24 protein-coding genes and 1 pseudogene are annotated in these 26,603 nt (G+C 68.6%); 15 read left to right on the top strand and 10 right to left on the bottom strand.

Features of this window, described 5'->3' with window-relative positions:
* A complete protein-coding gene (locus AC5RVS_RS15045; RefSeq protein WP_494108747.1) occupies nucleotides 1–1,239 on the bottom strand; it encodes an alpha/beta hydrolase family protein in 1,239 nt (412 codons plus the stop codon).
* Nucleotides 1,240–1,339: 100 nt separating this feature from the next.
* Here AC5RVS_RS15045 and AC5RVS_RS15040 point away from each other — a divergent pair, with 100 nt between their 5' ends.
* From AC5RVS_RS15040 to AC5RVS_RS15010, 7 genes are all read left to right on the top strand, one after another.
* Nucleotides 1,340–1,843: a hypothetical protein gene (locus tag AC5RVS_RS15040; protein ID WP_494108746.1), complete on the top strand. Its 504-nt coding sequence runs from the start codon at nucleotides 1,340–1,342 to the stop codon at nucleotides 1,841–1,843.
* Between the two features lie 14 nt (nucleotides 1,844–1,857).
* Nucleotides 1,858–2,280 (top strand): peptide-methionine (R)-S-oxide reductase MsrB, encoded by a 423-nt coding sequence (msrB, locus tag AC5RVS_RS15035; RefSeq protein ID WP_494108745.1) that lies wholly within the window; start codon nucleotides 1,858–1,860, stop codon nucleotides 2,278–2,280.
* Nucleotides 2,281–2,511: 231 nt separating this feature from the next.
* A complete protein-coding gene (locus AC5RVS_RS15030; protein WP_494108744.1) occupies nucleotides 2,512–3,891 on the top strand; it encodes a DUF6421 family protein in 1,380 nt (459 codons plus the stop codon).
* Between the two features lies 1 nt (nucleotide 3,892).
* Complete coding sequence (locus AC5RVS_RS15025; protein WP_494108743.1) at nucleotides 3,893–4,696, top strand: SDR family NAD(P)-dependent oxidoreductase; 804 nt, start codon at nucleotides 3,893–3,895, stop codon at nucleotides 4,694–4,696.
* 49 nt (nucleotides 4,697–4,745) lie between these two features.
* Complete coding sequence (locus AC5RVS_RS15020) at nucleotides 4,746–5,813, top strand: threonine aldolase family protein (protein ID WP_494108742.1); 1,068 nt, start codon at nucleotides 4,746–4,748, stop codon at nucleotides 5,811–5,813.
* A gap of 114 nt (nucleotides 5,814–5,927) precedes the next feature.
* Nucleotides 5,928–6,518, top strand: coding sequence for a DUF3000 domain-containing protein (locus AC5RVS_RS15015; RefSeq protein WP_494108853.1), 591 nt, complete (start codon nucleotides 5,928–5,930; stop codon nucleotides 6,516–6,518).
* An 88-nt stretch (nucleotides 6,519–6,606) separates the two neighbouring features.
* Complete coding sequence (locus AC5RVS_RS15010; RefSeq protein WP_494108741.1) at nucleotides 6,607–8,064, top strand: HRDC domain-containing protein; 1,458 nt, start codon at nucleotides 6,607–6,609, stop codon at nucleotides 8,062–8,064.
* Here AC5RVS_RS15010 and AC5RVS_RS15005 read toward each other — a convergent pair.
* The gene (locus tag AC5RVS_RS15005; protein ID WP_494108740.1) at nucleotides 8,002–9,060 is read right to left on the bottom strand and encodes a DMT family transporter; all 1,059 of its coding nucleotides are present in this window, start codon (nucleotides 9,058–9,060) and stop codon (nucleotides 8,002–8,004) included. The two genes, AC5RVS_RS15010 and AC5RVS_RS15005, sit on opposite strands and share 63 nt — an antisense overlap.
* A 152-nt stretch (nucleotides 9,061–9,212) precedes the next feature.
* On the opposite strand from AC5RVS_RS15005, the gene AC5RVS_RS15000 reads away from it, so the two are divergent.
* Nucleotides 9,213–10,508: a thiolase family protein gene (locus AC5RVS_RS15000; protein WP_494108739.1), complete on the top strand. Its 1,296-nt coding sequence runs from the start codon at nucleotides 9,213–9,215 to the stop codon at nucleotides 10,506–10,508.
* On the top strand, nucleotides 10,505–12,631 hold the full coding sequence (locus tag AC5RVS_RS14995) for a 3-hydroxyacyl-CoA dehydrogenase NAD-binding domain-containing protein (protein WP_494108738.1): 2,127 nt from the start codon (nucleotides 10,505–10,507) through the stop codon (nucleotides 12,629–12,631). The genes AC5RVS_RS15000 and AC5RVS_RS14995 overlap by 4 nt, the downstream gene beginning before the upstream one ends.
* An 83-nt stretch (nucleotides 12,632–12,714) precedes the next feature.
* On the opposite strand, the gene AC5RVS_RS14990 is transcribed toward AC5RVS_RS14995, so the two are convergent.
* The gene (locus AC5RVS_RS14990) at nucleotides 12,715–13,374 is read right to left on the bottom strand and encodes a cation efflux transmembrane domain-containing protein (protein ID WP_494108737.1); all 660 of its coding nucleotides are present in this window, start codon (nucleotides 13,372–13,374) and stop codon (nucleotides 12,715–12,717) included.
* Between the two features lie 118 nt (nucleotides 13,375–13,492).
* Here AC5RVS_RS14990 and AC5RVS_RS14985 point away from each other — a divergent pair, with 118 nt between their 5' ends.
* Together AC5RVS_RS14985 and AC5RVS_RS14980 are read left to right on the top strand one after the other, a co-directional pair.
* A complete protein-coding gene (locus AC5RVS_RS14985) occupies nucleotides 13,493–13,936 on the top strand; it encodes a Rieske (2Fe-2S) protein (RefSeq protein WP_494108736.1) in 444 nt (147 codons plus the stop codon).
* A gap of 75 nt (nucleotides 13,937–14,011) precedes the next feature.
* Nucleotides 14,012–14,452 (top strand): QcrA and Rieske domain-containing protein, encoded by a 441-nt coding sequence (locus AC5RVS_RS14980; RefSeq protein WP_494108735.1) that lies wholly within the window; start codon nucleotides 14,012–14,014, stop codon nucleotides 14,450–14,452.
* A gap of 34 nt (nucleotides 14,453–14,486) precedes the next feature.
* Here the strand turns inward: AC5RVS_RS14980 and AC5RVS_RS14975 are convergent, their stop codons facing one another.
* Both AC5RVS_RS14975 and AC5RVS_RS14970 read right to left on the bottom strand, forming a co-directional pair.
* Nucleotides 14,487–15,170, bottom strand: coding sequence for a hypothetical protein (locus tag AC5RVS_RS14975; protein ID WP_494108734.1), 684 nt, complete (start codon nucleotides 15,168–15,170; stop codon nucleotides 14,487–14,489).
* A gap of 29 nt (nucleotides 15,171–15,199) precedes the next feature.
* Complete coding sequence (locus AC5RVS_RS14970) at nucleotides 15,200–16,174, bottom strand: aldo/keto reductase (RefSeq protein WP_494108733.1); 975 nt, start codon at nucleotides 16,172–16,174, stop codon at nucleotides 15,200–15,202.
* 164 nt (nucleotides 16,175–16,338) lie between these two features.
* Between AC5RVS_RS14970 and argG the strand changes: the two genes are divergently transcribed.
* Nucleotides 16,339–17,766: an argininosuccinate synthase gene (gene argG, locus AC5RVS_RS14965; RefSeq protein WP_494108732.1), complete on the top strand. Its 1,428-nt coding sequence runs from the start codon at nucleotides 16,339–16,341 to the stop codon at nucleotides 17,764–17,766.
* Between the two features lie 130 nt (nucleotides 17,767–17,896).
* Nucleotides 17,897–18,475, top strand: coding sequence for a mismatch-specific DNA-glycosylase (locus AC5RVS_RS14960; RefSeq protein WP_494108731.1), 579 nt, complete (start codon nucleotides 17,897–17,899; stop codon nucleotides 18,473–18,475).
* A 31-nt stretch (nucleotides 18,476–18,506) separates the two neighbouring features.
* On the opposite strand, the gene AC5RVS_RS14955 is transcribed toward AC5RVS_RS14960, so the two are convergent.
* Entirely contained in the window at nucleotides 18,507–19,205 is a 699-nt protein-coding gene (locus AC5RVS_RS14955) for a helix-turn-helix transcriptional regulator (protein ID WP_494108730.1), read from the bottom strand.
* 73 nt (nucleotides 19,206–19,278) lie between these two features.
* Here AC5RVS_RS14955 and AC5RVS_RS14950 point away from each other — a divergent pair, with 73 nt between their 5' ends.
* Both AC5RVS_RS14950 and AC5RVS_RS14945 read left to right on the top strand, forming a co-directional pair.
* Nucleotides 19,279–20,016: an alpha/beta fold hydrolase gene (locus tag AC5RVS_RS14950; RefSeq protein WP_494108729.1), complete on the top strand. Its 738-nt coding sequence runs from the start codon at nucleotides 19,279–19,281 to the stop codon at nucleotides 20,014–20,016.
* A gap of 18 nt (nucleotides 20,017–20,034) precedes the next feature.
* A pseudogene (locus AC5RVS_RS14945) lies at nucleotides 20,035–20,354 on the top strand (integrase core domain-containing protein); the annotation flags it as partial.
* Nucleotides 20,355–20,378: 24 nt separating this feature from the next.
* Here the strand turns inward: AC5RVS_RS14945 and AC5RVS_RS14940 are convergent.
* From AC5RVS_RS14940 to AC5RVS_RS14925, 4 genes are all read right to left on the bottom strand, one after another.
* On the bottom strand, nucleotides 20,379–20,936 hold the full coding sequence (locus AC5RVS_RS14940; protein WP_494108728.1) for a hypothetical protein: 558 nt from the start codon (nucleotides 20,934–20,936) through the stop codon (nucleotides 20,379–20,381).
* Nucleotides 20,933–21,472, bottom strand: coding sequence for a DUF402 domain-containing protein (locus AC5RVS_RS14935; protein WP_494108727.1), 540 nt, complete (start codon nucleotides 21,470–21,472; stop codon nucleotides 20,933–20,935). The genes AC5RVS_RS14940 and AC5RVS_RS14935 overlap by 4 nt, the downstream gene beginning before the upstream one ends.
* A gap of 8 nt (nucleotides 21,473–21,480) precedes the next feature.
* A complete protein-coding gene (dxs, locus tag AC5RVS_RS14930) occupies nucleotides 21,481–23,457 on the bottom strand; it encodes a 1-deoxy-D-xylulose-5-phosphate synthase (RefSeq protein ID WP_494108726.1) in 1,977 nt (658 codons plus the stop codon).
* Nucleotides 23,458–23,677: 220 nt separating this feature from the next.
* Nucleotides 23,678–26,542 (bottom strand): aconitate hydratase, encoded by a 2,865-nt coding sequence (locus AC5RVS_RS14925; protein ID WP_494108725.1) that lies wholly within the window; start codon nucleotides 26,540–26,542, stop codon nucleotides 23,678–23,680.
* Nucleotides 26,543–26,603 lie beyond the last annotated feature (61 nt).

Raw genomic sequence — 26,603 nt, 5'->3', positions numbered from 1 at the left:
TCACCCCACGGGACGGAGCACCCGGCTCAACCAGGACGTGACGACGCGCTCCCAGCGTTCCGGGTCCACGTTCCATTCACGGGTATGTCCCGCCCCGCTGAAACGCTCGAACGTGACCAGCGGGTTCTTTTCGGCCAGCGCCGCCGACGGGCCGTGCGGCACGAAGTCGTCGTCCTCGCTGTGCACAATCAGCGTCGGCACGCGCAGCTCGTCGGCCCGGGCCACCCAGTTCATCATCTTCAGGTCCAGCGGGGCGGCCAGGCCGGTCAGCAGCCGTCCGGCCTTGTTCGAAATCAGCCACTGCGAGAACTGCCCCACGGCATCCGGAATCCGGTTCAGCTTCGCCTGGTGGGCCAGCACATCCGTCCAGTCAATCACCGGGGCGTCCAGCACCAGCGCACGGATCCGGCTCCGGTAGCGGGACTGGTCGGCGGCCTGCAGGCTGATTGCCCCACCCATCGACCAGCCGAACAGCACCACATCCTCTGCCCCGTTCGCCAGGGCAAACCCGATCGCCGCCTCGACGTCGCGCCATTCGGTCATGCCCAGCCCATAGCGGCGGTCCGGGGCGGAGGGGGCTTCGCCGTCGTTCCGGTAGGAGATCAGCAGCGAAGAGATGCCCAGGCCGCGGACCGACCGGACGGCGCGGATCCCCTCGGCCCGGGACGCTCCGCGGCCGTGCACCATGATGGCCCAGGTTTTCGCGTCCGCCTCGGCGCGGACCAGCCAGGCCGGCGCGGTGCCGCCTTCCACCTCGATCTCCACTTCCTCATTGGCCAGCCCGACGGCGGCCGGGTCCGGGTAGGCCGCACCGCCCCACCAGCCGCGCGTGGCGGCGGCGAGGTCGCCGGCATACACCCGCTCCACCCTCCGCTGGACCGTGCCTTCCCGCGGCGAGTAGGACGTCACCTCACCCACCCGCGCCACCGAGCGTCCGCCGTCGAAATAGACGCTGTAGACGCCCGGCGCGGTGGTGTCCAGGGTCGCCGGCAGGATGATTTCCTGCTCCACGCCGGATCCGACGACGGCCAGGATTTCCAGATCCTGTACATGCTCGCGGACGGGCGTGAGCACCTGGCGGGCGAAATAGGAGGCCAGCCCCGACGTCGCTCCCGCCAGCACGGATCCGGCCCCCGCCCCCGCCAAGGCACCGAGCAGCAGCCAGCGGGCTCGGGGCAGCTGGCCGTCGCCGGCAGAAGTGTTCCGGCCGGACAGGTATGAACGTTCGAACACAGCCATGGCTCCATTCTTGCCGGTGCCGCTGCCCACCGCTAACCGGCGCGGCCGTCGGCGTGCCGCGTTGTTGTCCCCGGCTTGCGCTGCTGATTAGGCTGGGCGCATGACCGAAACCATCGTCGTGCTGACCGAGGAACCGCTCAATGACGCCGACCTGCAGAACTTCGGTTGGCTGGCCGGCGAGCAGACCTCCGGCGAGCAGACCACCTTCCGGGTGCTGATTCCCGAGGACACCAAGCGGAACCTGCTGCTGGATTTCGTCGAGCGGCTGAGCATGTTGGAGGTCGGCACCGCGTTCCGCGAGCTGGCGCACGGCCAGCCGAGTCCGGAGGAGGCCCGGCACGAGGCCGACGAGGCCAGGCGCATCTCCGCCAGGCTGCTGGCGGAAGCGGGCTTCAACGCCACGGTGGACATCGTTGAGGACGACGGAGTGTCCGCCCTGGTCAAGTATGTCGGGGAACATCCGGCAGACCGGGCGGTGGTGATCACCCGGCCGCATTCCATTTCCGATACCTTCCATACCGACTGGGCCAACCGGGCGCAGGACAAGCTGGGCATTCCCGTCCTGCACCTGTACTCGGGCTCGGGATACATTGGCGACTCGTGAGCGTTGGAGAGAGTATGAGCAACACAGAGGCCGGGCAGTTCCCGGTGACCAAGACCGACGATGAATGGCGGCAGGAGCTGAGCCCGGAGGAATACCATGTGCTCCGCGAGGCCGGCACGGAGCGGCCGTACACCGGCGAATACTGGGATACCCATACCGAGGGTGTCTACAGCTGCCGCGCCTGCGGGGCCGAGTTGTTTACCAGCAAGGAGAAGTTCGACTCGCACTGCGGCTGGCCGTCCTTCTGGGCGCCGCTGGCCGAAGGCGCCGTGCGCTACGTGCGGGATTCTGCCCTGGGCATGGAGCGGATCGAGGTCCGCTGCGCCAGCTGCGACTCGCACCTTGGGCACGTGTTCGAGAGCGAGGGCTACGGGACCCCCACCGACCAGCGCTACTGCATCAACTCGGTGTCCCTGACCCTGAAGGACACGCAGTAGCTTTTTCGTACCCGCCACCCGCAGCGCTTGAGGCGCTTCCACGTTTCAGCATGATTGAGCCCGGCCAGCACGAGCCGGGCTTGCTCATTTTCGGCCGCCGCGGCACCGAGCATTACAGTTGCTTACCTGTTGCCGGTTTTGAAATAAGTATGACTGTTGCCTTGCTACGCTCGCTACATATTCCACTCGAGGCGCCGGGACCCGCCGGCACGACGGAAAGGCGAGGCGACGATGACTATCACCCCCACCCGCAGCAACTCCAGCGCTGCCGTGCACGGCAACCCGGCGCAGCACCCGGCCTGGCTGCGTTTGAAGGAGGCAGCCACCGCGCTGCGCGCACTCCAGGTCCACGACGGCTCCGTTCCGGAGGACGGCAACAAACCCGCTGCCGCCCGGCACACCGACGTGATCATCGACGCCATCGGCCAACTGGCCCCGCTGTTCGAACACGACGCCGACTACCTGGACAAACTGGCCGCGGATTTCCGCCGCTGGCGCGAGGGCGGATTCGGCGTCCCGGACTTCCTGGACTCGCTCTTGGCGTTCCAGCCGCAGCAGCACCGGGTCAACGGCCTGCGGCACCTGGTGGTCTTCCCCATGTACACGCAAAACGGCAGCAGCGACCGGTTGGTCGAAGCCGTGCTGATCGAAGTCATTTGGCCGGACTTCATCGGCGAACTGGAATCGGGCTCCTACTCGAACAAGCTGTTCGTGCCCATCCGGTTCCTGGACTTCACGGCCGGCTACGACACCAACTCGGCCGTGCTCTTCCCGGAGACCGTGGCGGTGCGCGAAACCCCTGCCTTTACCTGGGGCGCCATCTTCGCCGACCGGGAGGCCGCCCGGTTCCGCAAAGTGGTCCGCGCAGCGGCCGAGATCACCTCGTTGGAACTGCCGGAAGAGGCTGCGGCCCTGCTCGACGACCAGCAGCTGACGCAGGAAACCTTTGTCATGTGGGACCTGATCCACGACCGCACGCACATGCGCGGCGACCTGCCCTTCGATCCGTTCATGATCAAGCAGCGGATGCCCTACTTCCTGTACTCGCTGGAGGAACTGCGCTGCGACCTGACCGCATTCCGCGAGTCGGTGCGCCTGGCCCAGGACGCCACCGCGTCCGATCAGGTCCGCAAGCACGCCCGGCTGGTGCAGTACGCGGTGATCTTCGACCGGATCTTCCGCTTCGCCATCACCGGCAACCGGGTGCGCAACTACGACGGCCTCGGCGGCCAGCTGCTGTTCGCCTGGCTGCACCAGCACCGGGTGCTGCACTGGACGGACGGCAAGCTCTCCATCGACTGGGACAACGTCGCGGACGCCGTCGTCGCCCTGGGCGGGGAAATCGAGGACCTGTACTGGCGCTCCATCGACCGGCCCAAGGTGGCCCACTGGCTGGCCGCCTACGAGATGCTGACCAGGACACTGACCCCGCACCCGGCCTCGGTCTGGGCCAAGGGCCCCGATGCCCTGCCGCTGACCGGGCTGCCGCGCGAGGTCACCGACCAGGTCATGGACGACGAGTTCCCGCTGTCGATGTTCTACGAGGCCCTCTCGCGGAAGATGAAGCCGGTGATCGAATCCACGTCGGGGATCACCGGAGAGTCGGCCTGACATGGCCGCCGCCGAACACCAGGGCACCGGCGACGGGCCCCCCGATGCCGAACGGCTGCTGGCGGCAGCGCCCGGCCCCGGCCGGCTGGCCGGCCTGACAGTAGTCATCGCCGGCGCATCCGGCGCCTCCGGCCAAGCCGTCACCGCGGCCCTGACCGCCGCGGGCGCCACGGTGCTGGCGGTCGGCAGCAGCAAGGACCGGCTCGACGCCGCCTATGCGGAGAACGACGCCGTGGCCTGCTTCCAGTGCGACCTCGCCGACCCCCGGGCCGTGGGAGAACTGGCCGGCACCGTTGCCGCGGAGCACGGCGGGGCCGACGGCCTGATCCACCTGGTGGGCGGCTGGCGCGGGGGCCAGAGCCTGGCGGGGCAGTCGGACGAAGACTGGGACTTCCTGCACCGGCAGCTGATCAGCACGCTGCGGAACACCACCCGCGCGTTCTACTCCCAGCTGGAGGCCTCCCCGTCCGGCCGGGTGGCCATCGTCTCGACCACGGCAACGGATGCTCCCACCGCCTCCGGCGCCAACTACGCCGCCGCCAAAGCCGCCGCGGAAAGCTGGATGTTCTCGATAGCCGACGCCTTCCGCCGGGCCCAGTCCGGACGCAAGGAGGATCCCGCGCCCCAGCGCTCCGCCGCCGTCGTCCTGGCCGTAAAGGCCCTGCTGGACGACGCCATGCGCCGGGCAGACCCGGAGAAGGCCTTTGCCGGCTTTACCGACGTGGCAGACCTGGGCCGCGCCGCCGCCGCCCTGTTCACGCTTGACGCCGCCCGCCTCAACGGGGCACGCATCCGGCTGGCCTGACCCCGGCCCGGCTGTGACGGCACCCACTGATTAAGGAATACTGAAACACGTGACTGACTCCCCCCTGCTTTCCGGTTCCCTGCACGACACCGACCTGCGCGGCTTCGCCTCGGACAATTACTCCGGCGTTCACCCGGAGGTGTTGACCGCGTTGGCCCATGCCAACACCGGGCACCAGGTCGCCTACGGCGAGGACGCCTACACCGCGCGGTTGCAACAGGTGATCGCCGGACACTTCGGCGACGCCGCCCAGGCTTTCCCGGTGTTCAACGGGACCGGCGCCAACGTGCTGTCGCTTCAGTCGCTGTTGCCGCGGTGGGGCGCCGTCATCTGCACCTCCACCGCGCACATCAACGTGGACGAAAACGGTGCGCCCGAACGCGTGGGCGGGATTAAACTCTTGGCGGTGCCGGCCGACGACGGCAAGCTCACCCCGGAGCTGATCGACCGCGAGGCGTGGGGCTGGGGCGACGAACACCGCGCGCAGCCGCTGGCCGTGTCCATCACCCAAAGCACCGAGCTGGGCACGCTGTACAGCATCGAGGAAATCCGCGCCATCGCCGACCACGTGCACGAACGCGGCATGAAGCTGCACATGGACGGGGCCCGGCTGTCCAACGCGGCCGCCTCCCTGGGCACCGACCTGCGCAGCTTTACCACCGACGCCGGGGTGGACATTCTGTCGCTCGGCGGCACCAAGAACGGCCTGCTCTATGGCGAATGCGTGGTGGTGCTGAACCCGGATGCGGCCCACGGGCTGCTGTACCTGCGCAAGATGAACATGCAGCTGGCCTCGAAGATGCGGTTCATCTCCGCCCAGCTCATCGCCCTGTACGACGGCGACCTGTGGCTGCGCTCCGCTTCCCACGCCAACGCGATGGCCGCCCGGCTGCGCGCCGCCGTCGAGGGCGTCGAGGGGCTGTCCCTGACCCAGCCGACCCAGTCCAACGCCGTGTTCGCCGCGCTGCCGCCCGGGGTGGCGGACCGGCTGCGGCAGAAATTCCGCTTCTACGACTGGGATTCGTCGCGTGGGGAGGTCCGCTGGATGTGCTCCTTCGACACCACCGAAGACGACATCGACGCCTTCGCCGCGGCCATCCGCAGCGAACTCTCCTAATCCCGCGCCAGGATCACCGCGGCTCCCCGGCGCGCCTGCCTGTCGTCCTGCGGCGTCAGGGCCTAATCTGGCTGTGTGAGTGCGATTGATCTCTCAGCAGTGCCGCCTGAGTTCATGCGCGCGCTGTCGGCCTTGCGCCAGGCGCAGTGCCGGAATGAACTGCGGCTGGAGGAAATTCCCGCGCCCTCCCGGCTGGCCCCCTTCGCCGTAGCCCTCGGCGCGGAAGTCATCGCCGAACCCGGCCCCCGGCCGCTCCACGGCCCGGTGGTCACGGCGCTGCAGACCGCCGACGGTCCGGAACTGGCCACCGGCCGCTTCATCCTGCTGCATGATCCCGAAGGTTCGGCGGTCTGGGACGGAACCTTCCGGATCGTTACCTACATCCGCGCCCAGCTCGACGCCGACATGGGCAACGACACCATGCTCGGCTCCGTCGCTTGGGACTGGCTGGTGGAGGCCCTCGAGAACCACGGCGCCGCGTACCGCAACGCCGGGGGCACCGCCACGCGCATCCTGTCCGAAAGCTACGGCACGCTGAGCGGGCGGCAGGACTCGATCGACATCGAGCTTCGTGCCTCCTGGACGCCTGCTTCCGCCGACATCCGCTCCCACCTGGAGGCGTGGAGCGACATGGTGTGCACCTACGCCGGGCTGCCGCCGCTGCCGGAAGGCGTTGCCGCCCTGCCAAACCGCCGCCGCAACTGACCAACCACCGCCTGCCTGCAGGGCTCCCTGCGCCGGCGCGTCCTGCCATTCGGCCGGGCGCATAATGCTGGCCTAAACTGAACGGATCATGAGCTCCTTGACTTCGGACACGTCCGGGCACAACAGCCCTGACCAGAGCACCTCCACTGACGCCGCAGAACCCCGGGAGCAGACCCCCCAGCTGATCCACCTCGACGCGCCCCGCGACGGCGTTCCGCTGGTCATCGCCAGCGAAGCGGGGCTGCAGCGGGCCGCCGACGCGCTGGCGGCCGGCACCGGACCCGTCGCCATCGATGCCGAGCGGGCCTCGGGCTTCCGCTATGGGCAGCGGGCCTTCCTGGTCCAGTTGCGGCGCGAGGGTGCCGGGACCTGGCTGATCGACCCCGAGCCGTTTGAGGACCTGAAGCTGCTCAATAACTCCCTGCGCGGCGTCGAGTGGATCCTGCACGCCGCCAGCCAGGATTTGCCCTGCCTGTCCGAGCTGGGCATGTGGCCGGACAAACTGTTCGACACCGAACTGGCCGCCCGGCTGGCCGGCCTGCCCCGGGTGGGGCTGGCCGCTGTCATCGAATCCCTGCTCGGCTTCACGCTGGCCAAGGAGCACTCCGCGGCGGACTGGTCCACGCGCCCCCTGCCCGAGCCGTGGCTGCGCTATGCAGCGCTGGACGTCGAGGTGCTCATCGAGCTCCGCGAGGCCCTGATCGAGAAGCTGCGCGACGCCGGCAAGCTGGATTACGCGCTGGAGGAATTCGAGGCCGTGCGCGCCGCCCCGCCGTCGCCGCCGCGCGTCGACCCCTGGCGCCGCACCTCCGGACTGCACCAGATCCGCGACCGCCGGCAGCTGGCCGCCGTGCGCGAACTCTGGAACGAACGCGAAGCGCTGGCCGCCAAGCGCGATGTTGCACCGGGCCGGCTGATCCCGGACTCGGCCATCGTCGCCGCGGCCAAGGCCATGCCCGCCACCGTCCCGCAATTGCTGGAGACGCACGGGTTCCATGGGCGGGCGGCACAGCGTGAAGCACCGCGCTGGCTGCGTTGCGTTGCCACGGCCAGGGGCGAGACCGAGCTGCCTCCCCTGCACCTGCCCACCAACGCTCCCCCGCCGCCGCGCTCCTGGGCCGACAAGGACCCGGCCGCCGCGGCCCGGCTGCAGACCGCCCGGCCCCGGCTGGCATCGCTCGCCGAGCGGTTGGACATGCCGGTGGAGAACCTGCTGACCCCCGACTACCTGCGCCGCACCGCATGGCGTCCGCCGGAGCCCGTCACGGAACAGTCGGTGGACGCCGCCTTGGCAGAGCTCGGCGCCCGCCCCTGGCAACGCAAACTGACGGCCGGGCTGCTCGCCGAAGCCTACGCCCTCCCGGAGCCGCTGGCACTCAAGGAGAACTCGGAGCGGTCGGAGCCCGCGACCGGCGACGGTGCTGCGGGCATCCCCGCGCGCCGGCGGACTTCCACGGGAACCATTGCCGGGCCCGCCGATTCCTCAGCGGGGGCGGTGTCCGGCTCCATCCGGCGGCGCCGGCGTGAACGGCATTCCCCCGCCTGACCGCCTCTGCTGCGCCGGCGCGGGAGCGGCCTGCCGACCGGTCGAGGACGGCGACTGACCGCTGCCCACGGACGCACCCCGGCGGCGGCCGGGTACAGTCAGGACGGCGAGGCCGGCGACGACCAGGGCGACGCCCAACCAGCCGGCCGGCGACAGCCGCTCGCCCACCACCAGCACGGCCAGCACGGCGGCCACGACAGGCTCCGCCAGCGAAAGCGTTGTGGCGGTGCTGGCGCGGACCCGCGCGAGGCCGAGGCCGAACAACACGTAGCCGGCGAACATCGGGACCAGTGCCATGTAGGCCCCCACGGCCGCGTTGCCCCACGAGGCCAGCAGCGGAGCGCCCGTGGCCAGCAGCACCGGCATCAGCAACAGTCCGCCCAGCCCGAACATGGCGCCCATGGCGGCGGGTGCGGGAACACCGCCGCCAATGATCCGATGCGCGGCCCAGGAGTAGAGGGCGTAGGTCAGTCCCGCCAACAGGCCCAGGGCAATGCCGGCAATCGTGCCGCCCGCACCCCCGGCACCGTCTCCGCCGCCTCCAGCGGCCGCGAAGCACAGCAAGGCGGTTCCGGAGAGCCCCAGCACGGCGGCCCCTGCCCAGCGGGCGCCCAGGATGTGACGGTCGACAGCCCGTTCGAGGAGCGCAGACGCCAAGGGGGCGGAGCCGATGCTCACCACCGTGCCGACGGCAACGCCGGCCAAATGCATGGAACTGTAGAACGCCAACGGATACACGGCGACGGCAACCGCCCCCGGAAGCACCAGCTTCCACTGCACCCGCAGTCGCCGCCGGGCACGACCCAGCGGCCGCAGCGCAGTCAACGCTTGAAACAGCCCGCCCACCCCCATGGCCACCGCGCCGATGGCAAGCGGACCGACGTCGGGCGCGAAGGTGGCAGCCGTTCCGGTAGTCCCCCACAGCACTGACGCCGCCAGCACCAGGAAGGCACCGGGATAGCCCACCGCCGGCCGGTACCGCTGTTCTGCTTCCATGTCTCCTCGCCGGTTGCCTGCCGCCCAGCCTAGCCGCTGCACCGTACCCGCAGCATGCGTTCCACCGGGCCACCGGCTTGCGCTTGCTGGCTAAGTTACCGGCGGGTAACATTCTGCCTAGCACTGTGTCCCGCATCTCATGGAGGTATCAGGTGAGCCCTACGTCCCCGTCCCGCGCCCTGCGCGATGTCGTCTTCGTCGACGGCGTGCGCACCCCGTTCGGCAAGGCGGGTGAGAAGGGGATCCACGCCGGCACCCGGGCCGACGACCTGGTGGTCAAGTGCATCCGGGAACTCTTGCGCCGCAATCCGTCGCTGCCGCCCGAACGCATCGACGACGTGGCCATCGCCGCCACCACGCAGGCCGGCGACCAGGGCCTGACCATCGGCCGCACCGCCGCGCTTCTTGCCGGGCTGCCCCGCTCGGTCCCCGGCTTCGCCATTGACCGGATGTGCGCCGGCGCCATGACCGCCGTGACGACGACGGCCGGGGGCATCGCCTTCGGCGCGTACGACGTGGTGGTGGCCGGCGGCGTGGAACACATGGGCAACCACCCAATGGGCCAGGGGGCGGATCCGAATCCGCGGTTCGCCAGCGAGCGCCTGGTGGACCCGGCGGCGCTGAACATGGGCAACACCGCCGAAAACCTGCATGACCGCTTCCCCGCGATCACGAGGGAACGGGCCGATGCCTACGCCGCGGCCAGCCAGGCCAAGCTCGCCGCTGCCTACCGGAACGGCAGCATCCAGCCCGACCTGGTGCCGGTGGCCGGCCGCAAACCGGGCGAAGGCTGGTCGTTGCACAGCGCGGACGAACCCCCGCGGCCGGACACCACCGTGGAAGATCTGGCCGGGCTGCGGACGCCGTTCCGCCCGCACGGCCGGGTCACCGCCGGCAACGCCGCCGGCCTCAACGACGGCGCCACGGTCTCCCTGCTGGCCTCTGCGGAGGCCGCCGCGGAGCTCGGCCTGCCGGTGAAGATGCGCCTGGTCTCCTACGCCTTCGCCGGCGTCGAGCCCGAAGTGATGGGCATCGGCCCCGTCCCCGCCACCGAGAAGGCCCTGAAGATGGCCGGCCTGGACATCGCGGACATCGGCTTGTTCGAGATCAACGAGGCTTTCGCCGTACAAGTGCTGTCCTTCCTGGATCACTACGGGATGGCCGACGACGATCCCCGCGTCAACCGCTACGGCGGGGCCATCGCCGTCGGCCATCCCCTGGCCGCCTCCGGCGTGCGCCTCATGACCCAGCTGGCCCGCCAGTTCGAAGAGGACCCGTCGGTCCGCTACGGACTGACCACGATGTGCATTGGGCTGGGCATGGGGGGAACGGTGATCTGGGAGAACCCGCACCATGCGGATTATTCGGGCAGCACCGTTGATACAGCCGCCGAAACTGTCGGAACCGCCGCCCCCGCATCAGCACCGGCACGAGAGGACCACGCATGAACCCCGCCCAGTACACGGCCCTGGCCGCGAAGTTTCCGGACGAGACCGTCACCCATCCCTACGTGCAGGATGTGGCGCTGCCCGGTGCCGGCACCCTGGCGCTGCTGACCCTGGACAATGACCTGGACCACCGCAAGCCGACCACGCTCGGCCCCAATACCCTGGTGGAACTGGGCGCGGCGCTCGAGGGGCTCAGGGCACGGGCCGCGGCGGGCAAGATCTGCGCCGTCGCCATCACCGGCAAGCCCTACTACCTGGTGGCCGGGGCGGACTTGAGCGCCGTGGGCAAGCTCGCCGATCCCGAAGACGGGCGGGCGATGGCCCGGCTGGGCCACGATGTTTACGCCACGCTCGCCTCCATGGGCGTGCCGACCTTCGCCTTCATTAACGGAGCGGCGATGGGCGGCGGGCTGGAGATCGCGCTCGCTGCCGACTACCGCACCATCTCCACCGGCGCCAGCGCCATCTCCCTGCCGGAAGCCTTCTTGGGCCTGATCCCCGGCTGGGGCGGGGTCTACCGGCTGCCGCGGCTGATTGGCCCGGCCAACGCCGTCAAGATCATGGTCGAGAATCCGTTGAGCAACAACAAGGCGCTGGACGGCGCGGCCGCCTACCGGCTGGGCATCGCCGACGTCCTGTTCGAACCGGCCGATTTCCTGGAGCAGTCGCTGGCCTGGGCCACGCGGATCCTCACCGACGACGGCGCCCGCCGGCTGGTCGCGGATCGGCGCGCTGGAACCTCGGCGGCCTCGGAGGCGGACTGGGACAAGGCCATCGCGGCCGGTCGGAAGTTCGTGGAGGCCAAGACGTCCAACGCCGCGCCGGCACCGGCCAAGGTGCTGGATGTCCTGGAGGCCGGCCGGGGCAAGAGCCAGCAGGAATCCGCCGACCTCGAAGTCGAAGCGCTGGCTGAATTGATGCAGACCCCGCATTTCCGCGACACGGTCTACGCCTTCCTGGAGCTGGTGCAGAAGCGTTCCAAGCGGCCGGCCGGCGCACCGGATCCCAAGCTCGCCCGGCCGGTCACCAAGGTGGGCGTGGTCGGGGCCGGCCTGATGGCCAGCCAACTGGCGTTGCTGTTCGCCCGCCAGCTGAGGGTTCCGGTGGTGATGACGGACATCGACCAGGCCCGGGTGGACAAGGGCGTGGGGTACGTCCACGCCGAAGTGGACAAACTGCTGGCCAAGAAGCGGCTCTCGGCCGACGCAGCCAACCGCACCAAGGCCCTGGTCACCGGCTCGGTCTCCAAGGAAGCGTTCGCGGATGCCGACTTCGTGATCGAGGCGGTGTTCGAGGAACTGTCCGTCAAGAAGCAGGTCTTCGCCGAGGTCGAGGCAGTGGTCTCCCAGGACTGCATCCTCGCGACCAACACCTCATCGCTGTCGGTTACGGAGATGGCGGCGGACCTGCTGCATCCGGAACGTGTGGTCGGCTTTCACTTCTTCAACCCGGTGGCCGTCATGCCCCTGCTGGAAATCGTCCGGGCGCCGAAGACCAGTGACGAAGTCCTCTCCACCGCCTTCGTTTTGGGCAAGGCACTCAAGAAGACCACGGTACTGGTCCAGGACGCTGCCGCCTTTGTGGTGAACCGCGTGCTGCTGCGGCTGATGGGGGAAGTGGCCAACGCCTTCGACGAAGGCACGCCCGCCGACATTGCCGACAACGCGCTCAGGCCCATGGGTCTGCCGATGACCCCGTTCACCCTGTTGGCCATGGTCGGCATCCCGGTGGCCCAGCATGTCACCGAGTCGCTGAATGCGGCCTTCGGTGACCGCTTCCGGGTCTCCGCCAACCAGCAGCGGCTCATCGACAACGGCATCACGTCCCTCTGGATCACCGACGACGACGGCCGGCAGGTGATTCCCGAGTCGACTCTGGCGCTGCTGGAGTTCGGGGACTCCCCCAGCAGCGCCGAGCAACTGCTGCGGCGCACCCAGGACGCACTGGCCGAGGAGATCGGGCTCATGCTGGAAGAGGGCGTGGTGGCCGCGGCGGAAGACATCGACCTGTGCATGGTCATGGGTGCCGGTTGGCCGCTGCATTTGGGCGGCATCACCCCCTACCTGGACCGGGTGGGCGCCTCCGAACGGGTCAACGGCCGAAAGTTCCACCCGGAGCGGTAACCGCAGCACCCAACCCGGGCACCGCCGTCGTACCGGTCCTCCAGGACGACGGCGGTGCGTGGCCGCCGGCGGAACCGGCGTGGTTACCCGGCCGCCCGGGAATGCAGGCCCGGGGCGTAACAACTGTCCCCGCGCCACGATTCGCGGCCTTCGTTGATCGCCACCGCGGCGATCACGAGCGCGGCGAGCGGATCGGCCCACGACCAGCCCAGGGTGCTGTTCAGGAGCAGGCCCACGAGCAGAACCCCGGACAGGTAGGTACAGAGCAGGGTCTGCTTCGAATCGGCCACGGCGGAACGAGATCCCAGCTCGCGGCCGGCGCGCCGCTGCGCCCAGGACAACCACGGCATGACGACCAGGCTGGCGGCCGCCAGCACGATGCCGGCCGTGGAGGGGTCCGCTTCGCGTCCGCCCAGGAGCGAACGGAGCGCATCGGTGATAACGAAGGCCGCCAGGGCGAAGAAGGAGAAGGCGATAAACCTCAGCGCTTTCTTCTCACGCTTCCCGGGGTCGAAACCGGCGAACTGCCATGCCAAGGCAGCGGCCGAGGACACCTCGACAACGGAATCCAGGCCAAATCCGATCAAGGCGCTGGACGACGCGACTGAACCGGCGGCAAGCGCCACGATCGCTTCCAAGACGTTGTAGGCGATGGTGGCCGTGACGAGCAGGCGAATCCGCCGCGACAGGACCGCCCTTCGCTCCGCCGCGGCTGCGGTGGTCCGGTGGTGCCCAAGGGTCACCATCAAAGTGTATTCAGCGTTTGCTTATTCGGTCGATGCCGGGCGGCTGAACCAACGCAGAAACCCGGACGTCTATCTCTTACGAACACGCATACTGCCCAACGGGGAAGGTCAGCGCATGAATCCCGATGCCGGTCCCGCGCGGCGCTCAGTCCTGGCAGCCTCCGCAACAGCTTGCTCGGCGTGTGTACTGGCTGCCTGTGCGCCGGCGGGGACCGGTGGCGGCCAGGCCGGCGGAAAATCCGGCCCTGCTACGTCCGGCGGCGCGGCCGTCCAGGTCCTGAAGCTCGCCGACGTTCCGGTTGGCGGCAGCGCCAATGGTAAAGCCGGCGGGCAGGAAATCCTCATCCACCGCCCGGATGAAACCACCGTCCTGGCCTACAGCGCAATCTGTACTCACCAGGGATGCACCGTGGCGCCGGCGGACGCGGAGTTCCGTTGTCCCTGCCACGGCTCTGTCTTCAGCGCTGCCGACGGCACGGTGCTCGACGGGCCGGCCTCGGCACCGCTGCAGCGCTTTGCCGCCGCCATTGACGGCGAGTGGATCACCGTGGTGGCCTGAACCGCACACTGCGCCCTGCGCACCATCAGCAGTCCGTTTGGAAATTAACCGGGACCGTCGGGGAGAATAGCGGACATGAGTTCGCCCCTGCCTTCGCGTCGCGCCATTCTGACCGCTACTACCGCCGTCGGTGCGGTGGGCGCACTGACCGCGTGTTCCCCGCTCCAGGACTACACAGGGGCACAAGGCGGCTCTCCCTCCCCGGTTGCCAGCGATGGCACGCCGGTTCGAGTCGGCAAGCTCAGCGATGTGCCGGTAGGCGGCAGTGCCAGCGGTGAAGCAGACGGGCAGAAGATCCTCATCCACCGCCCCGACGAGACAACCGTCCTGGCCTACAGCGCCGTGTGCACGCACCAAGGATGCGGCGTGACTCCGGCGAAGGCCGAGTTCGTGTGCCCGTGCCACAACTCGACATTCGCGCTCGCCGACGGCACGGTAACCGGCGGTCCGGCACAGGCTCCGCTACCGCGTTTCGCGGCCGCCATCGACGGCGAATGGATCACCGTCACCGTCTGACACCGGTGGCCGGGAAGCCCCCGGAGCAGGCGTTCTAGTCGGCCGGAGCCGCCGGGGCACCGTATCCGGTATCCAGGAAGTCAATCAACGGCCCGTCGAGGCCCGCGGTTGCAGTCGCCCGATCCGGTGCCCGGAAGGACTCGGCTCCGCGCCAGTCGCTCTTGACCACACGGCCGCCGGCTGCCCAATGAACGCCGATCAGCTCCGCGCCGGCGTCCGACCCATAGTCCTGCGGTGTGGGAAAGCCGCCGTCGGGGGCCGCCGGTCGCCCGCTCCGGACAACTTCGTAGCGGTCGCACGAGTGCCGGCGGCCATCCGGCAACACGACCGTCTCGGTGCCGGCCAGCGACATCTTCGTCCATGCCCCGCCGTCGGGCTCGGCCGGGCCTGCGTCGTCCAACCGGAAAAACTCCACGGCGTGGGCGCCGGATCCGAGCATGTCCGCCAACAGGAGGTACTCCGCGTAGCTGGGCAGGCTCGTCCCGGGCAGCCCGAAATCCTCGCGGCGGGCCGATGCCTCGGTGCGGCCCGGCCCCTGCCGGTAGGAGGAGGACTCCCACCGCCGTGTCCCGGGCTCGAACCGGATGACGGATTCCGCGCGGTACCCGTCCGGCCCGCTCCCGAAGGCGATCCGCGTGGTGAGGACGTGATCCGCCCACCGTCGGTAGAGGCAGCCCTGCTTGGCGCCCCCAAAGTAGAAGCCTTCCCAGCGTTCCATTGGCTCCTCCCGCGGCCTCCTCGAGGATGTCAAAACAGGGCCACTTTCGGGACCGCGGGGAAGATGCCTTCCAGCTCGGCCAAGTCCTCGCCAGTCGGCTGCCAGCCGGCGGATTGGGCGTTCTGCCGAATCTGTTCCGGCTTCGTGGCTCCGGCGATGACCGATGCGACCGCGGGACGCGTGGCAAGCCAGGAGAATGCCACCTCGATTTCCTTGAGTCCGCGGTCGGCGGCGAAGCGGGAGAAGGCTCCCAGCTGCTCCCAGTCGGCGTCCTTGAGCATGTTGGTGCGCGAGTGGGTCAGCCGGCTGCCTTCCGGTGCCTTGCCGTCCTTGTACTTGCCGGTGAGCAGGCCGTTGGCCAGCGGGAAATACGGCAGCAGGCCCAGCCCGTAGGCCTCGGCAGCAGGGGTGACTTCCAGCTCCGCCCGACGGTCCAGCAGGTTGTAATGGTTTTGGCTGGAGATGAACGGGGTGTAGCCGCGCATCCGCGCGGTGAATTCCGCCTCGGCGATCTGCCAGCCGGACCGGTTGGAGTGGCCGATGTAGCGGACCTTGCCGGCGCGGACCAGGTCGTCCAGGGCGGACAGGGTCTCCTCGACCGGAGTCAGCGGGTCAGGCGTGTGGAACTGGTAGAGGTCAATCCAGTCGGTGCCCAGCCGGCGCAACGACGCCTCGGCGGCCTTGACGATGTAGCGCCGCGAGCCGCGGGCACCGAAGTCTTCGCCGTTCGCCCCGCGCATGTCCATGCCAAACTTCGTGGCAACCACGACGTCATCGCGCCGCGTTCCGAGTGCCTTGCCCAGGAACTCCTCACTCAGCCCCGGAGTCTTCCCGTAGGTGTCGGCCACGTCGAAAAAGGTCACCCCGGCATCCAGCGCGGCATTGACCACCGCGTCCGTGCCTTCCTGCGTTTCCGTCGGGGTATTGGACCGGCCCAGGTTGTTGCAGCCGAGCCCCACCGTCGAGACGGTGAGGCCGGATTTGCCAAGACGCCGGTATTCCATCGCTACATCCTTGTCATGTCGCTGGGGGATTTGCCGTTCGTTTCGCATCCTATCCCGGCTCCAACCCCCGCACCGGAGGCGGGCGTGAGTTCCCGCACGTCACGTAGGCAGCCGCGGCGTTGCCGCTTCTGTCTTTGGGTGCCGCTGCACATATGATCGAAACCATGGCCAAAGTTCTGACTTCCCTTCCCGTCGGCGAACGCGTCGGCATCGCCTTCTCCGGTGGACTTGATACGTCCGTTGCCGTTGCGTGGATGCGCGACGGCGGAGCCGTGCCCTGCACGTACACGGCCGACCTCGGCCAGTACGACGAGCCGGACATTGACGCGGTGCCCGGCCGCGCCACCGAGTACGGCGCCGACATCTCCCGCCTGGTCGACTGCAAGCCCGCACTCGTGGAGGAAGGCCTGGCCGCGCTGGCCTGCGGCGCCTTCCATATCCGCAGCGGCGGCCGTTCCTACTTCAACACCACCCCGTTGGGCCGCGCCGTGACCGGCACCTTGCTGGTGCGCGCCATGCGGGAAGACGGCGTGGACATCTGGGGCGACGGTTCCACCTACAAGGGCAACGACATCGAGCGTTTCTACCGCTACGGACTGCTGGCCCACCCGCGGCTGCGCATCTACAAGCCGTGGCTCGATCCGCGCTTCGTCTCCGAGCTCGGCGGCCGCCAGGAGATGTCCGAATGGCTGACCGCGCACAACTTCCCCTACCGCGACTCCGCCGAGAAGGCGTACAGCACCGACGCCAACATTTGGGGTGCCACCCATGAGGCCAAGACGCTGGAGCACCTGGGCACCAGCCTGGAGGCCGTCGAGCCGATCATGGGCGTGGCCTTCTGGCGTGACGACGTGGACATTCCCACGGAGGACGTGTCGGTGCGCTTCGAGGCGGGCCGCCCGGTGGCGATCAACGGCACCGAGTTTGCCGACGCCGTCGCCCTGGTCCAGGAAGCCAATGCCATTGGCGGCCGCCACGGGCTGGGCATGTCCGACCAGATCGAGAACCGCATCATCGAGGCCAAGTCGCGCGGCATCTATGAGGCCCCGGGCATGGCCCTGCTGCACATCGCCTACGAGCGGCTGCTCAACGCCATCCATAACGAAGACACCGTGGCCAGCTACCACGCCGAGGGCCGCCGCTTGGGCCGGCTGATGTACGAAGGCCGCTGGCTGGACCCGCAGGCGCTCATGCTGCGCGAATCGCTGCAGAAGTGGGTTGGCTCCGCGGTGACCGGTGAGGTCACGCTGCGACTTCGCCGCGGCGAGGACTACACCATCCTGGACACCTCCGGGCCTGCGCTGAGCTATCACCCGGACAAGTTGTCCATGGAGCGAGTGGGCGACGCTGCCTTCGGGCCGCTGGACCGCATCGGCCAGCTGACCATGCGCAACCTGGACATCGCCGACTCCCGCGCCCGCCTGGAGCAGTACGCCGCGCAGGGCCTGGTGGGCGGTCCGACCGCCGAGCTCGTGGGCGCCCTGGAAGCCGGCGGCGCGAGCGAAATCGCTGACACCGCCGAGCTCGACCCGGCCGACCGCGCAGCCGACGAGGCGCTGGACCGCGCAGCGTTCGACGCCGGCACCGACTGATCCGCCGGTCCCGCCTGCGCGGGCCGCGGCACGGGCACGGCGCCCCCTTCACGGGGCGCCGTGCCTTCGTCTTTCCGGGGCCGGCGCCGTGTTCGCGGCGGGACTGCAAGCCGTGTGAAAGAGTGGTTTTGTGCCCTTTACCCGTGCTGAACTGCTCGCTTATCGGGACGCGTTGGTCCCCGATCTCCTGGGCCCGGGCTTGCGCCTGCTGTTCGTCGGCATCAATCCCGGTCTCTGGTCCGCTGCCGCCGGCTCGCACTTCGCCCGGCCCGGCAACCGGTTCTATCCGGCATTGGCCGCCGCCGGCATCACCGGCCATCTGATCCGCGCCGGGGACGGCATGGCAGCGGCCGATCGCGACCACCTGATTTCCCGCGGTGTCGGCATTACCAACATCGTTCCGCGGGCTACCGCCCGGGCGGACGAGCTGGGTGCCGAGGAACTCCGGACCGGAGCCCGGCTGCTGGCCCTCCGGGTCGAAGCCCTGGGGGCCCGGGTGGTGGCAGTCGCCGGGGTGACCGCCTACCGGGTGGGCTTTGACCGGCCGAAGGCGCAGCTTGGCCGTCAGCCGGAGACGCTCGGCGGGGCTGAACTCTGGGTGGTGCCGAATCCCAGCGGCCTCAACGCCCACCACAGCGTGGCCACGCTGGCGGCCGCCTACCGGGAGGCGGCGCGGGCCGCGGGCCTGGAGCTGCCGGAGGGCAGCTAGCTGTACTGACCGGAGAGGTTGATTGAGTGACTCACTCGCCCCGACCGTGCACCGGTCTCGCGTTCGCTGGGGGTTTTCCTACCTCGTGGATGGTATGGCCGCCGCAAGCCGTCTTGGTTACGTTGGCTCGCTCGATGCGCGACACGGTGAACCAACGCATTGCGTTGCGCAGTCGGCACCACCCAACCAGGTACCACTGGCCGTTCGTGGAGGCGAACAGCACTGGCTCAACGTCGCGGGTGGTCGTGGTCTCGTCTCTCGATGTGTAGCGAATGCGGATCACTCGCTGCTCGGCCATCGCCTCCTCCAGTGCCGACTTGATTGCGCGCGAAGAGGAGGGAAGCGCGTTGACCCAGACGCGGTGGGCCAGCTCGTCGGCTCGTGCTCGGGTTTTGGGATCGAGGACGTCCAGGATCTTCTGGATACCTGCTGCTGCCAGATCGGCGTAGGGGGCATCGGGTGCAGCGGACACGGCTGCCATGAGCGCCACGGCCTGCGCTGGGGACAGGCTGACAGGCGGCAGGGACGCGCCTGTAGCCAATCCGTAGCCACCGCCCGGACCTGGGCGAGACCATATAGGCGCACCGCTGTTCTCCAACGCATCGAGGTCTCTCTTAATGGTGCGCACGGATACCTCGAACTCTCTCGCCAACCGTTCGGCGGAAACCCCCCGCGCGCCGCTGCGGCGCAACATCTCGGACAGAGCATGGAGCCGTTCGACTCGCTTCACAGTTCAGACCCCGACAAATTCATGACATAAATAGTGACATACCCTTGTCCGTAGTGCCTGCGAGGGTAGTGACATGACAACTACTACAAGCAGTCCGATCATTCTCATCGCCGGCCACTGGCTGGGCGCTTGGGCGTGGGATGAAGTCCTTGAACACCTGACAACCGACCACTCTCGTGCAATCGCGATGACACTGCCCGGTCTCGACGGGGACGATCCCGAGCGTGCGGCGAAGACTCTCGACGATCAAGCCGCAGCGGTCCTAGACGTCATCACTCAACTCGGGGCTTCCGAGGATCAGCCCGCAACTCTCGTCGCTCACAGTGGGGCGAATGCCCCCGTCAGCCTCGTCCTTGACCGACACCCTGAGCTTGTCCACCGAGTGGTGTGGGTCGACTCCGGCCCTCTGGCGACGGGAAGCGCCTTCGCTCCAGACATCCCGGAGGAGTTGGAGGAGCTTCCGCTGCCGTCCCTCGACGTCCTCGCACAGCAGGCGAGCCTCGAAGGCCTGAGCGCAGAGGTCCTCGAGCGTTTTCGGGCCCGCGCCGTCCCTGAGCCCGGCCCCGTGCTTCGTCAGGCCGTCGAGCTCACGAACGATGCCCGCCGCAAGGTCCGGACCACCTTGGTGTGCTGCTCGATTCCGAGCGCGCAGGTGCTGGAGCTGGCCCGCGCAGGCCATGCCATGTTTGCCGAAGTCGCGAACATCGAGCACCTCGACGTCCTTGACCTCCCGACGGGGCATTGGCCTATGTGGAGCCGTCCCCGCGACCTCGCCGACGCCATTCAGTCAGCGGCTTCTCGAACCAACTGAACTGCACGTTCAACCTGCGGCATCACCGTCGAGCGGGTTCTGTCTGACAACGGGGGGCGCCTACCGCTCACACTGGTGGCGGGACACATGCGCCGAACTTGAAATCAAGCACAAGCGCACCCGCCCGTATCGCCCACAGACGAACGGCAAGATCGAGCGCTTCCACCGCACCCTGGCCGACGGCTGGGCCTACGCCCGCTGCTATACCTCCGAGGCTGAGCGTCGTGGGGAGCTACATGGCTAACTGCACCACTACAACCATCACCGACCCCACACCGCATGCGGCAGCCCCGCCGCCCTTCTCACGATTGATCAACGTGTCCGGTCAGGGCAGCTAGCGCCGCCCCCGCAGCCGGCCGGACCTAGAGGCTGAACGCCGTCTTGGCCGGCAGCGGATGCTTTTGCTTCACCGCGGCAAGGTTCCCGTGGGGCGCGACGCCGATGCTCAGCTTGGTGAAGTCCAGTTTGGCTTCGCGGAGGCAGACCTTCAGGCCCGCCACCGCCTTGGCCGCATCCGGCGCCAGGACATAGATGTTGAGCTTGTGCGGCACGAACTCGGTCTTCTCCACGGTTCCGAGCCCGCGCCAGGCAAAGTACTCGGTGATGGTGCGTTTGGCCTTGTCCTCCAGGTAGCGGTCGCGGTCGCTGCCGGCCGCCGTCTTCAACGCATACTGGGCAATCACCCAGTGCTGCTCCCCCGGCGTGAGCTCGGAGTAGCCGTCCTCGGCGCACTGGGCGGCGAACGCACCCATCAGCGACTCTGCGGCCTCGGGGTCGACGTCCCGGCTGTCCTGGGTGGTGCTCTGGTGGCCCACCGTCCCGTGGTTGACCACGAACTGGCCGTAGTCTTCGTCGAACCACGCCTCGCGGAACACCAGCCCGCCGTCGTCATTCTTCTTGTACACGCGCAGGAAACTCATGTCCGTCCTTTGTTCAACCACGTCAGGGCCGTCCCGTTGAACGGCGCGGCCTCTGCCGCCACTTGCTCATAAAGCGCCAGGCAGCTGGCTTGGATCCGTTCGGCCAGCGCCGGCGGATAGTGCATGCTGACCCGGTGTTCGGCGAATTCGTCCTCGTCGTCTACGTACACGCCGCCGCTGGCGGTGCGGACCACATCCAGGTCCATGTCCGTGAGCTGGACTTCCCAGCCGGCCGGAAGCAGCGGGTCCACCCGGATGCCGGTGGCCAGGTCGATGTAGATCCGGAAGTCGCCGGGGTAGGTGTCGTCGTAGAACGTCGCCACGTAGTCGCCTTCCTGGGGCAGTAACTGCACGGCGTCGGAGGTGGCGAAGAAGGCGATGCCGGGCCGGGCGACCAGGGAGCCGGCCGGCTGGAAGATCCAGTCGCCGAAGCCGTCGGCGCCCAGGTAGGTGCCGGGCACCAGCCAGTGGGCACCGCCGTCGTACTTCCAGTTGCGGAACACCACCATGTCGCCGGGCTGGGCCTCGGCGGGCATGCGGCCGGTCACTGGATCTTGGGAATCTGGCCGGTCGGCAGTTCCTGGCCGGGCAGCGGGCGCGCGAAGGGGACCTTGGTACCGAGCACCTGCGCGACCGTGTCCTGCGCCACCTGCTGCGCCGTGAGGCCCACGCGCTCCAGGACCTCGGCGCGGGTGCCGTGGACCAGGAACTCGACGGGCAGGCCGACCTCGTTCAGCGCGGTGTCCACGCCGGCGGCACGCATCTCCTGGCGGATCCGGGATCCGACGCCGCCGGCGCGGACGCCGTCTTCGATCACGACGACGATCCGGTGCCGGGCCGCAAGGCCGATGATCGAGCGGGGCACCGGCAGCACCCAGCGCGGGTCGACGACGGTGGAGCTGATGCCTTGCGCGCCGAGGCGGTTCGAGACATCCAGCGCCAGTTCGCTCATGGCGCCCACGCTGACGATCAGCACGTCGTTTTCGGTGGAGCCGGACGGCCGGCGCGCCAGGACGTCAACGCCGTCCTTGAGCCGCTCGAGCGCCTCAACCTCGGGCCCCACCGACCCCTTGGAGAAACGGACCACGGTGGGGGCGTCGTCGACGGACACCGCCTCGCGCAGCTCTTCCCTCAAGCGGGTGGCGTCGCGCGGGGCGGCCAGGTGCAGCCCCGGCACGATCTGCAGCAGCGACATGTCCCACATGCCGTGGTGGCTGGGGCCGTCCGGGCCGGTGACCCCGGCACGGTCCAGCACCACGGTGACGCCTGCCTTGTGCAGGGCGACGTCCATCAGCAGCTGGTCGAAGGCGCGGTTCAGGAAGGTTGCGTAGAGGGCCACCACCGGGTGGAGTCCGCCGTAGGCCATGCCGGCGGCGCTGGCCAGCGCGTGCTGCTCGGCAATGCCGACGTCAAAGACGCGGTCCGGGTGCTTGCTGGCGAATTTCTGCAGGCCCACCGGGATCAGCATGGCTCCGGTGATGCCGACGATGTCCTGGCGTTCGTCGGCGATCTCGGCGATCTCGTCGGCGAACACCGAGGTCCAGGACTGCCGGCCGCCGGACTCGACGGGTTCGCCGGTCTCGGGGTCGATGACGCCCACGGCGTGGAACTGGTCCGCCTCGTGGGCGCGGGCGGGGGCGTAGCCGCGGCCCTTTTCGGTCATGGTGTGGACTATCACCGGGCCCCGGTAGTTCTTGGCCTGCGTCAGTGCGGCTTCCACGGCCTCCAGGTCGTGCCCGTCGATCGGCCCGATGTACTTCATGCCGAGGTCCTCGAACAGGCCCTGCGGCGCCCACCAGTCCTTGATGCCCTTCTTGGTGGCGTGCAGGCTCCGGTAGGCGAACTGGCCCAGCGGTCCGCCCGACTGCAACTTTTTCTTCCACCAGTCCAGGGTGCCTTCGTAGGCCTGGTGGGTGCGGACCTTGTCGATGGTGGTCCGGCGCAGCGCGGCCAGCTGGTCGGCCAGCCCGCCGATCGTCGGCGCGTAGGAGCGCCCGTTGTCGTTGACCACGATCACCACGCGCCGCCCGCGGTCCGCGGCGATGTTGTTCACGGCTTCCCAGGCCATGCCGCCGGTGAGGGCGCCGTCGCCCACGACCGCGACGACGTAGCGGTCGCCTTCGCCGGTCAGCCGGCGGGCACGGGAGATACCGTCTGCCCAGGACAACGACGACGACGCGTGCGAGCTTTCGACGATGTCGTGCACCGATTCGCCGCGGTCCGGGTAGCCGGCCAGCCCGCCCTGCTGCCGCAGCGTCCCGAAGTCCTGCCGGCCGGTGACCAGTTTGTGCACGTAGGACTGGTGGCCGGTGTCAAAGACGATGCTGTCCTGCGGGGAATCGAACACGCGGTGGATGCCGAGGGTCAGCTCGACGACTCCAAGGTTCGGGCCGAGGTGTCCGCCGGTCTGTGCGACGTTCGTGATCAGGAACTGGCGGATCTCCCGGGCCAGGTCCTGCAACTGGACCATGTCGATCCGGCGCAGGTCGCGCGGCTCGCGGATGGTCTCGAGCAATCCCACAGAGCAGGTCCTTTCCTTCACAAAGCGTCGGTTAATCCTACCGCCATCCATCCGCCACTCTGCGTTCCGCCGATGCGAGGGTGCACACAACGCGGTCGACGCGTGATCAGGGACTGAGCCGGGAAGCGGGCTGGTGCGGGGCGCAGACGCCGCAGGGCGGACGTCCATCGGACGCCCGCCCTGCGTTGGGCCGCTGTGCGGTGTGTGCCGGACCCGGAGGCTAGTTCACCGAGATTTGGCGCAGCACGTACTGCAGGATGCCGCCGTTGCGGTAGTAGTCGGCTTCACCCGGGGTGTCGATCCGCACCACGGCGTCGAAGCTCTTGGTGCCGCCGTCCTCGCCGGTGGCGGTGACCTTCAGCGTCTTCGGGGTGGTGCCCTCGTTCAGCGCGGTCACGCCCTCGATGGAGAACGTCTCCGTGCCTGACAGCCCCAGCGACGCGGCGGACTCGCCGGCCGGGAACTGCAGCGGCAGCACGCCCATGCCGATCAGGTTCGAACGGTGGATGCGCTCGAAGCTCTCGGCGATGACGGCCTTGACGCCCAGCAGGGCCGTGCCCTTCGCGGCCCAGTCGCGGGACGAGCCGGAACCGTACTCCTTGCCGGCCAGCACCACCAGCGGGGTGCCGGCGGCCTGGTAGTTCATGGCGGCGTCGTAGATGTACGCCTGCGGGCCGCCGGTCTGGGTGAAGTCGCGGGTGAAGCCGCCCTCCACGTTGTCCAGCAGCTGGTTCCGCAGCCGGATGTTGGCGAAGGTGCCGCGGATCATCACTTCGTGGTTGCCGCGGCGGGAACCGTAGGAGTTGAAGTCCTTGCGCTCCACGCCGTTTTCCAGCAGGTAACGGCCTGCGGGGCTGTCCGACTTGAACGAACCGGCCGGGGAGATGTGGTCGGTGGTGACCGAGTCGCCCAGCTTGGCCAGCACGCGCGCGCCGCTGATGTCCTGCACCGGCTCCGGCTTGGCGCTCATGCCTTCGAAGTACGGGGGCTTCCGCACGTACGTGGAGTTGGGATCCCAGGCGAAGGTATCGCCTGCCGGGGTCTCCAGCGCCTTCCAGCGGTCGTCGCCCTCGAACACGCCCTCGTAGCCCTTGGCGAACATCTCCTTGTTGATCGAGGAGTCGATCACCTGCTGGACCTCGACCGGGTTCGGCCAGATGTCCTTCAGGAACACGTCGTTGCCGTCCGGGTCCTGGCCCAGCGGCTGCTTCTCGAAGTCGAAGTCCATGGTGCCGGCCAGGGCGTAGGCGACGACCAGCGGCGGGGACGCCAGGTAGTTCATCTTGACGTCCGGGTTGATGCGGCCTTCGAAGTTGCGGTTACCCGACAGCACCGAGGTGATCGACAGGTCGTTGTCCTGGACGGCCTGCGAGATCTCCGGCTCCAGCGGTCCGGAGTTACCGATGCACGTGGCGCAGCCATAGCCGACCACGAAGAAGCCAAGCTTCTCCAGGTACGGGATCAGGCCGGACTCTTCGTAGTAATCGGTGACGACCTTGGAGCCCGGTGCGATGGAGGTCTTGACCCACGGCTTGGACGCCAGGCCCTTCTCCACCGCGTTGCGCGCCAGCACGGCCGCCGCCAGCATGACCGACGGGTTGGAGGTGTTGGTGCAGGAGGTGATCGACGCGATGGAAACCGCACCGTGGTCCAGTTCGAACTCGCGCCCATCTTCCATGGTGACGTGGACACGCTTGGAGGCACGGCCGTCGCTGGGCAGGGCGACGTGGCGTCCCTGGCTGGCCGAACCGCCGGAGGGACGGTCGTTGGCCTGCGCACCGCCGGCCTGCGCGGCAGCGGCAGCGTGACGGACCGTGGAGGTCATGGCCGGGACGTCCGACGCCGGGAAGGACTCTTCGAGCGCCTCGTCCAGGGCGTCCTCGTTGCCGGTGCCGACGTAGCCCTGCAGGTCCTTGCGGAACTGATTCTTGGCGGAGGTCAGGGCGATGCGGTCCTGCGGCCGCTTGGGACCGGCAATGGACGGAACCACGGTGGACAGGTCCAGCTCAATGTATTCGGAGAACTTCAGTTCGTGCGACGGATCGTGCCAGAGGCCCTGTTCCTTGGTGTACGCCTCGACGAGGGCGATGTTCTCCTCGGAGCGGCCGGTCAGGCGCAGGTAGTCGAGGGTCACGTCGTCGATCGGGAACATGGCGGCGGTCGAGCCGAACTCCGGGCTCATGTTGCCGATGGTGGCGCGGTTCGCCAGCGGCACCGCGGCCACGCCTTCGCCGTAGAACTCCACGAACTTGCCCACCACGCCGTGCTTGCGCAGCATTTCAGTGATGGTCAGCACGACGTCGGTGGCGGTGGCGCCGGCGGGGATGGAGCCGGTGAGCTTGAAGCCGACAACGCGCGGAATCAGCATCGAGACAGGCTGGCCGAGCATGGCGGCCTCGGCCTCGATGCCGCCGACGCCCCAGCCGAGCACGCCCAGGCCGTTGACCATGGTGGTGTGCGAGTCGGTGCCGACCAGGGTGTCCGGGTAGGCGCGCAGCTTGCCGTCAACCTCGCGGGTCATCACGGTGCGGGCCAGGTATTCGATGTTGACCTGGTGCACGATGCCGGTTCCCGGCGGGACGACCTTGAAGTCTTCGAATGCGGTCTGGCCCCAGCGCAGGAACTGGTAGCGCTCACCGTTGCGCTGGTACTCGATCTCCATGTTGCGCTCGAGCGCGCCGGCGTTGCCGAAGACATCGATTTGGACCGAGTGGTCGATCACCAGTTCGGCCGGGGCCAGCGGGTTCACGCGCTTCGGGTCGCCGCCGAGCTCCTTGACGGCCTCGCGCATGGTGGCCAGGTCGACGACACACGGAACACCGGTGAAGTCCTGCATGATGACGCGGGCGGGGGTGAACTGGATTTCGGTGTCCGGCTGCGCGTCGGGGTTCCAACCGGCCAGGGCGCGGACGTGGTCCGCCGTGATGTTCGCACCATCTTCGGTGCGGAGCAGGTTCTCCAGCAGGACCTTGAGGCTGAACGGAAGGCTCTCGGCACCTTCAACGGCACTCAGCCGGAAAATTTCATACTCGGCCCCGGCGACGTTCAAGACGCCTTTGGAACCGAAGCTGTCCACATTACTCATGACAGGACTCCTCTCGCCACACTTTATCTTTGTCCGGGCGGCAACCACCCGCTAGTTAGGC

The sequence above is a fragment of the Arthrobacter sp. Y3221048 genome (genome assembly GCF_059092685.1).
This window is presented reverse-complemented; position numbering and strand designations above follow the sequence as displayed.

Coding starts and splice junctions, on each gene's coding strand:
- argG (WP_494108732.1), top strand. CDS start 16,339: ATGGCCAAAGTTCTGACTTCCCTTCCCGTCGGCGAACGCGTCGGCATC.
- AC5RVS_RS14970 (WP_494108733.1), bottom strand. CDS start 16,174: ATGGAATACCGGCGTCTTGGCAAATCCGGCCTCACCGTCTCGACGGTG.
- AC5RVS_RS15045 (WP_494108747.1), bottom strand. CDS start 1,239: ATGGCTGTGTTCGAACGTTCATACCTGTCCGGCCGGAACACTTCTGCC.
- AC5RVS_RS15005 (WP_494108740.1), bottom strand. CDS start 9,060: ATGGAAGCAGAACAGCGGTACCGGCCGGCGGTGGGCTATCCCGGTGCC.
- AC5RVS_RS14935 (WP_494108727.1), bottom strand. CDS start 21,472: ATGCCCGCCGAGGCCCAGCCCGGCGACATGGTGGTGTTCCGCAACTGG.
- AC5RVS_RS15040 (WP_494108746.1), top strand. CDS start 1,340: ATGACCGAAACCATCGTCGTGCTGACCGAGGAACCGCTCAATGACGCC.
- AC5RVS_RS14950 (WP_494108729.1), top strand. CDS start 19,279: ATGACAACTACTACAAGCAGTCCGATCATTCTCATCGCCGGCCACTGG.
- AC5RVS_RS15030 (WP_494108744.1), top strand. CDS start 2,512: ATGACTATCACCCCCACCCGCAGCAACTCCAGCGCTGCCGTGCACGGC.
- AC5RVS_RS14975 (WP_494108734.1), bottom strand. CDS start 15,170: ATGGAACGCTGGGAAGGCTTCTACTTTGGGGGCGCCAAGCAGGGCTGC.
- AC5RVS_RS14940 (WP_494108728.1), bottom strand. CDS start 20,936: ATGAGTTTCCTGCGCGTGTACAAGAAGAATGACGACGGCGGGCTGGTG.
- AC5RVS_RS14980 (WP_494108735.1), top strand. CDS start 14,012: ATGAGTTCGCCCCTGCCTTCGCGTCGCGCCATTCTGACCGCTACTACC.
- AC5RVS_RS14985 (WP_494108736.1), top strand. CDS start 13,493: ATGAATCCCGATGCCGGTCCCGCGCGGCGCTCAGTCCTGGCAGCCTCC.
- AC5RVS_RS14925 (WP_494108725.1), bottom strand. CDS start 26,542: ATGAGTAATGTGGACAGCTTCGGTTCCAAAGGCGTCTTGAACGTCGCC.
- msrB (WP_494108745.1), top strand. CDS start 1,858: ATGAGCAACACAGAGGCCGGGCAGTTCCCGGTGACCAAGACCGACGAT.
- AC5RVS_RS15025 (WP_494108743.1), top strand. CDS start 3,893: ATGGCCGCCGCCGAACACCAGGGCACCGGCGACGGGCCCCCCGATGCC.
- AC5RVS_RS15010 (WP_494108741.1), top strand. CDS start 6,607: ATGAGCTCCTTGACTTCGGACACGTCCGGGCACAACAGCCCTGACCAG.
- AC5RVS_RS14995 (WP_494108738.1), top strand. CDS start 10,505: ATGAACCCCGCCCAGTACACGGCCCTGGCCGCGAAGTTTCCGGACGAG.
- AC5RVS_RS15015 (WP_494108853.1), top strand. CDS start 5,928: ATGCGCGCGCTGTCGGCCTTGCGCCAGGCGCAGTGCCGGAATGAACTG.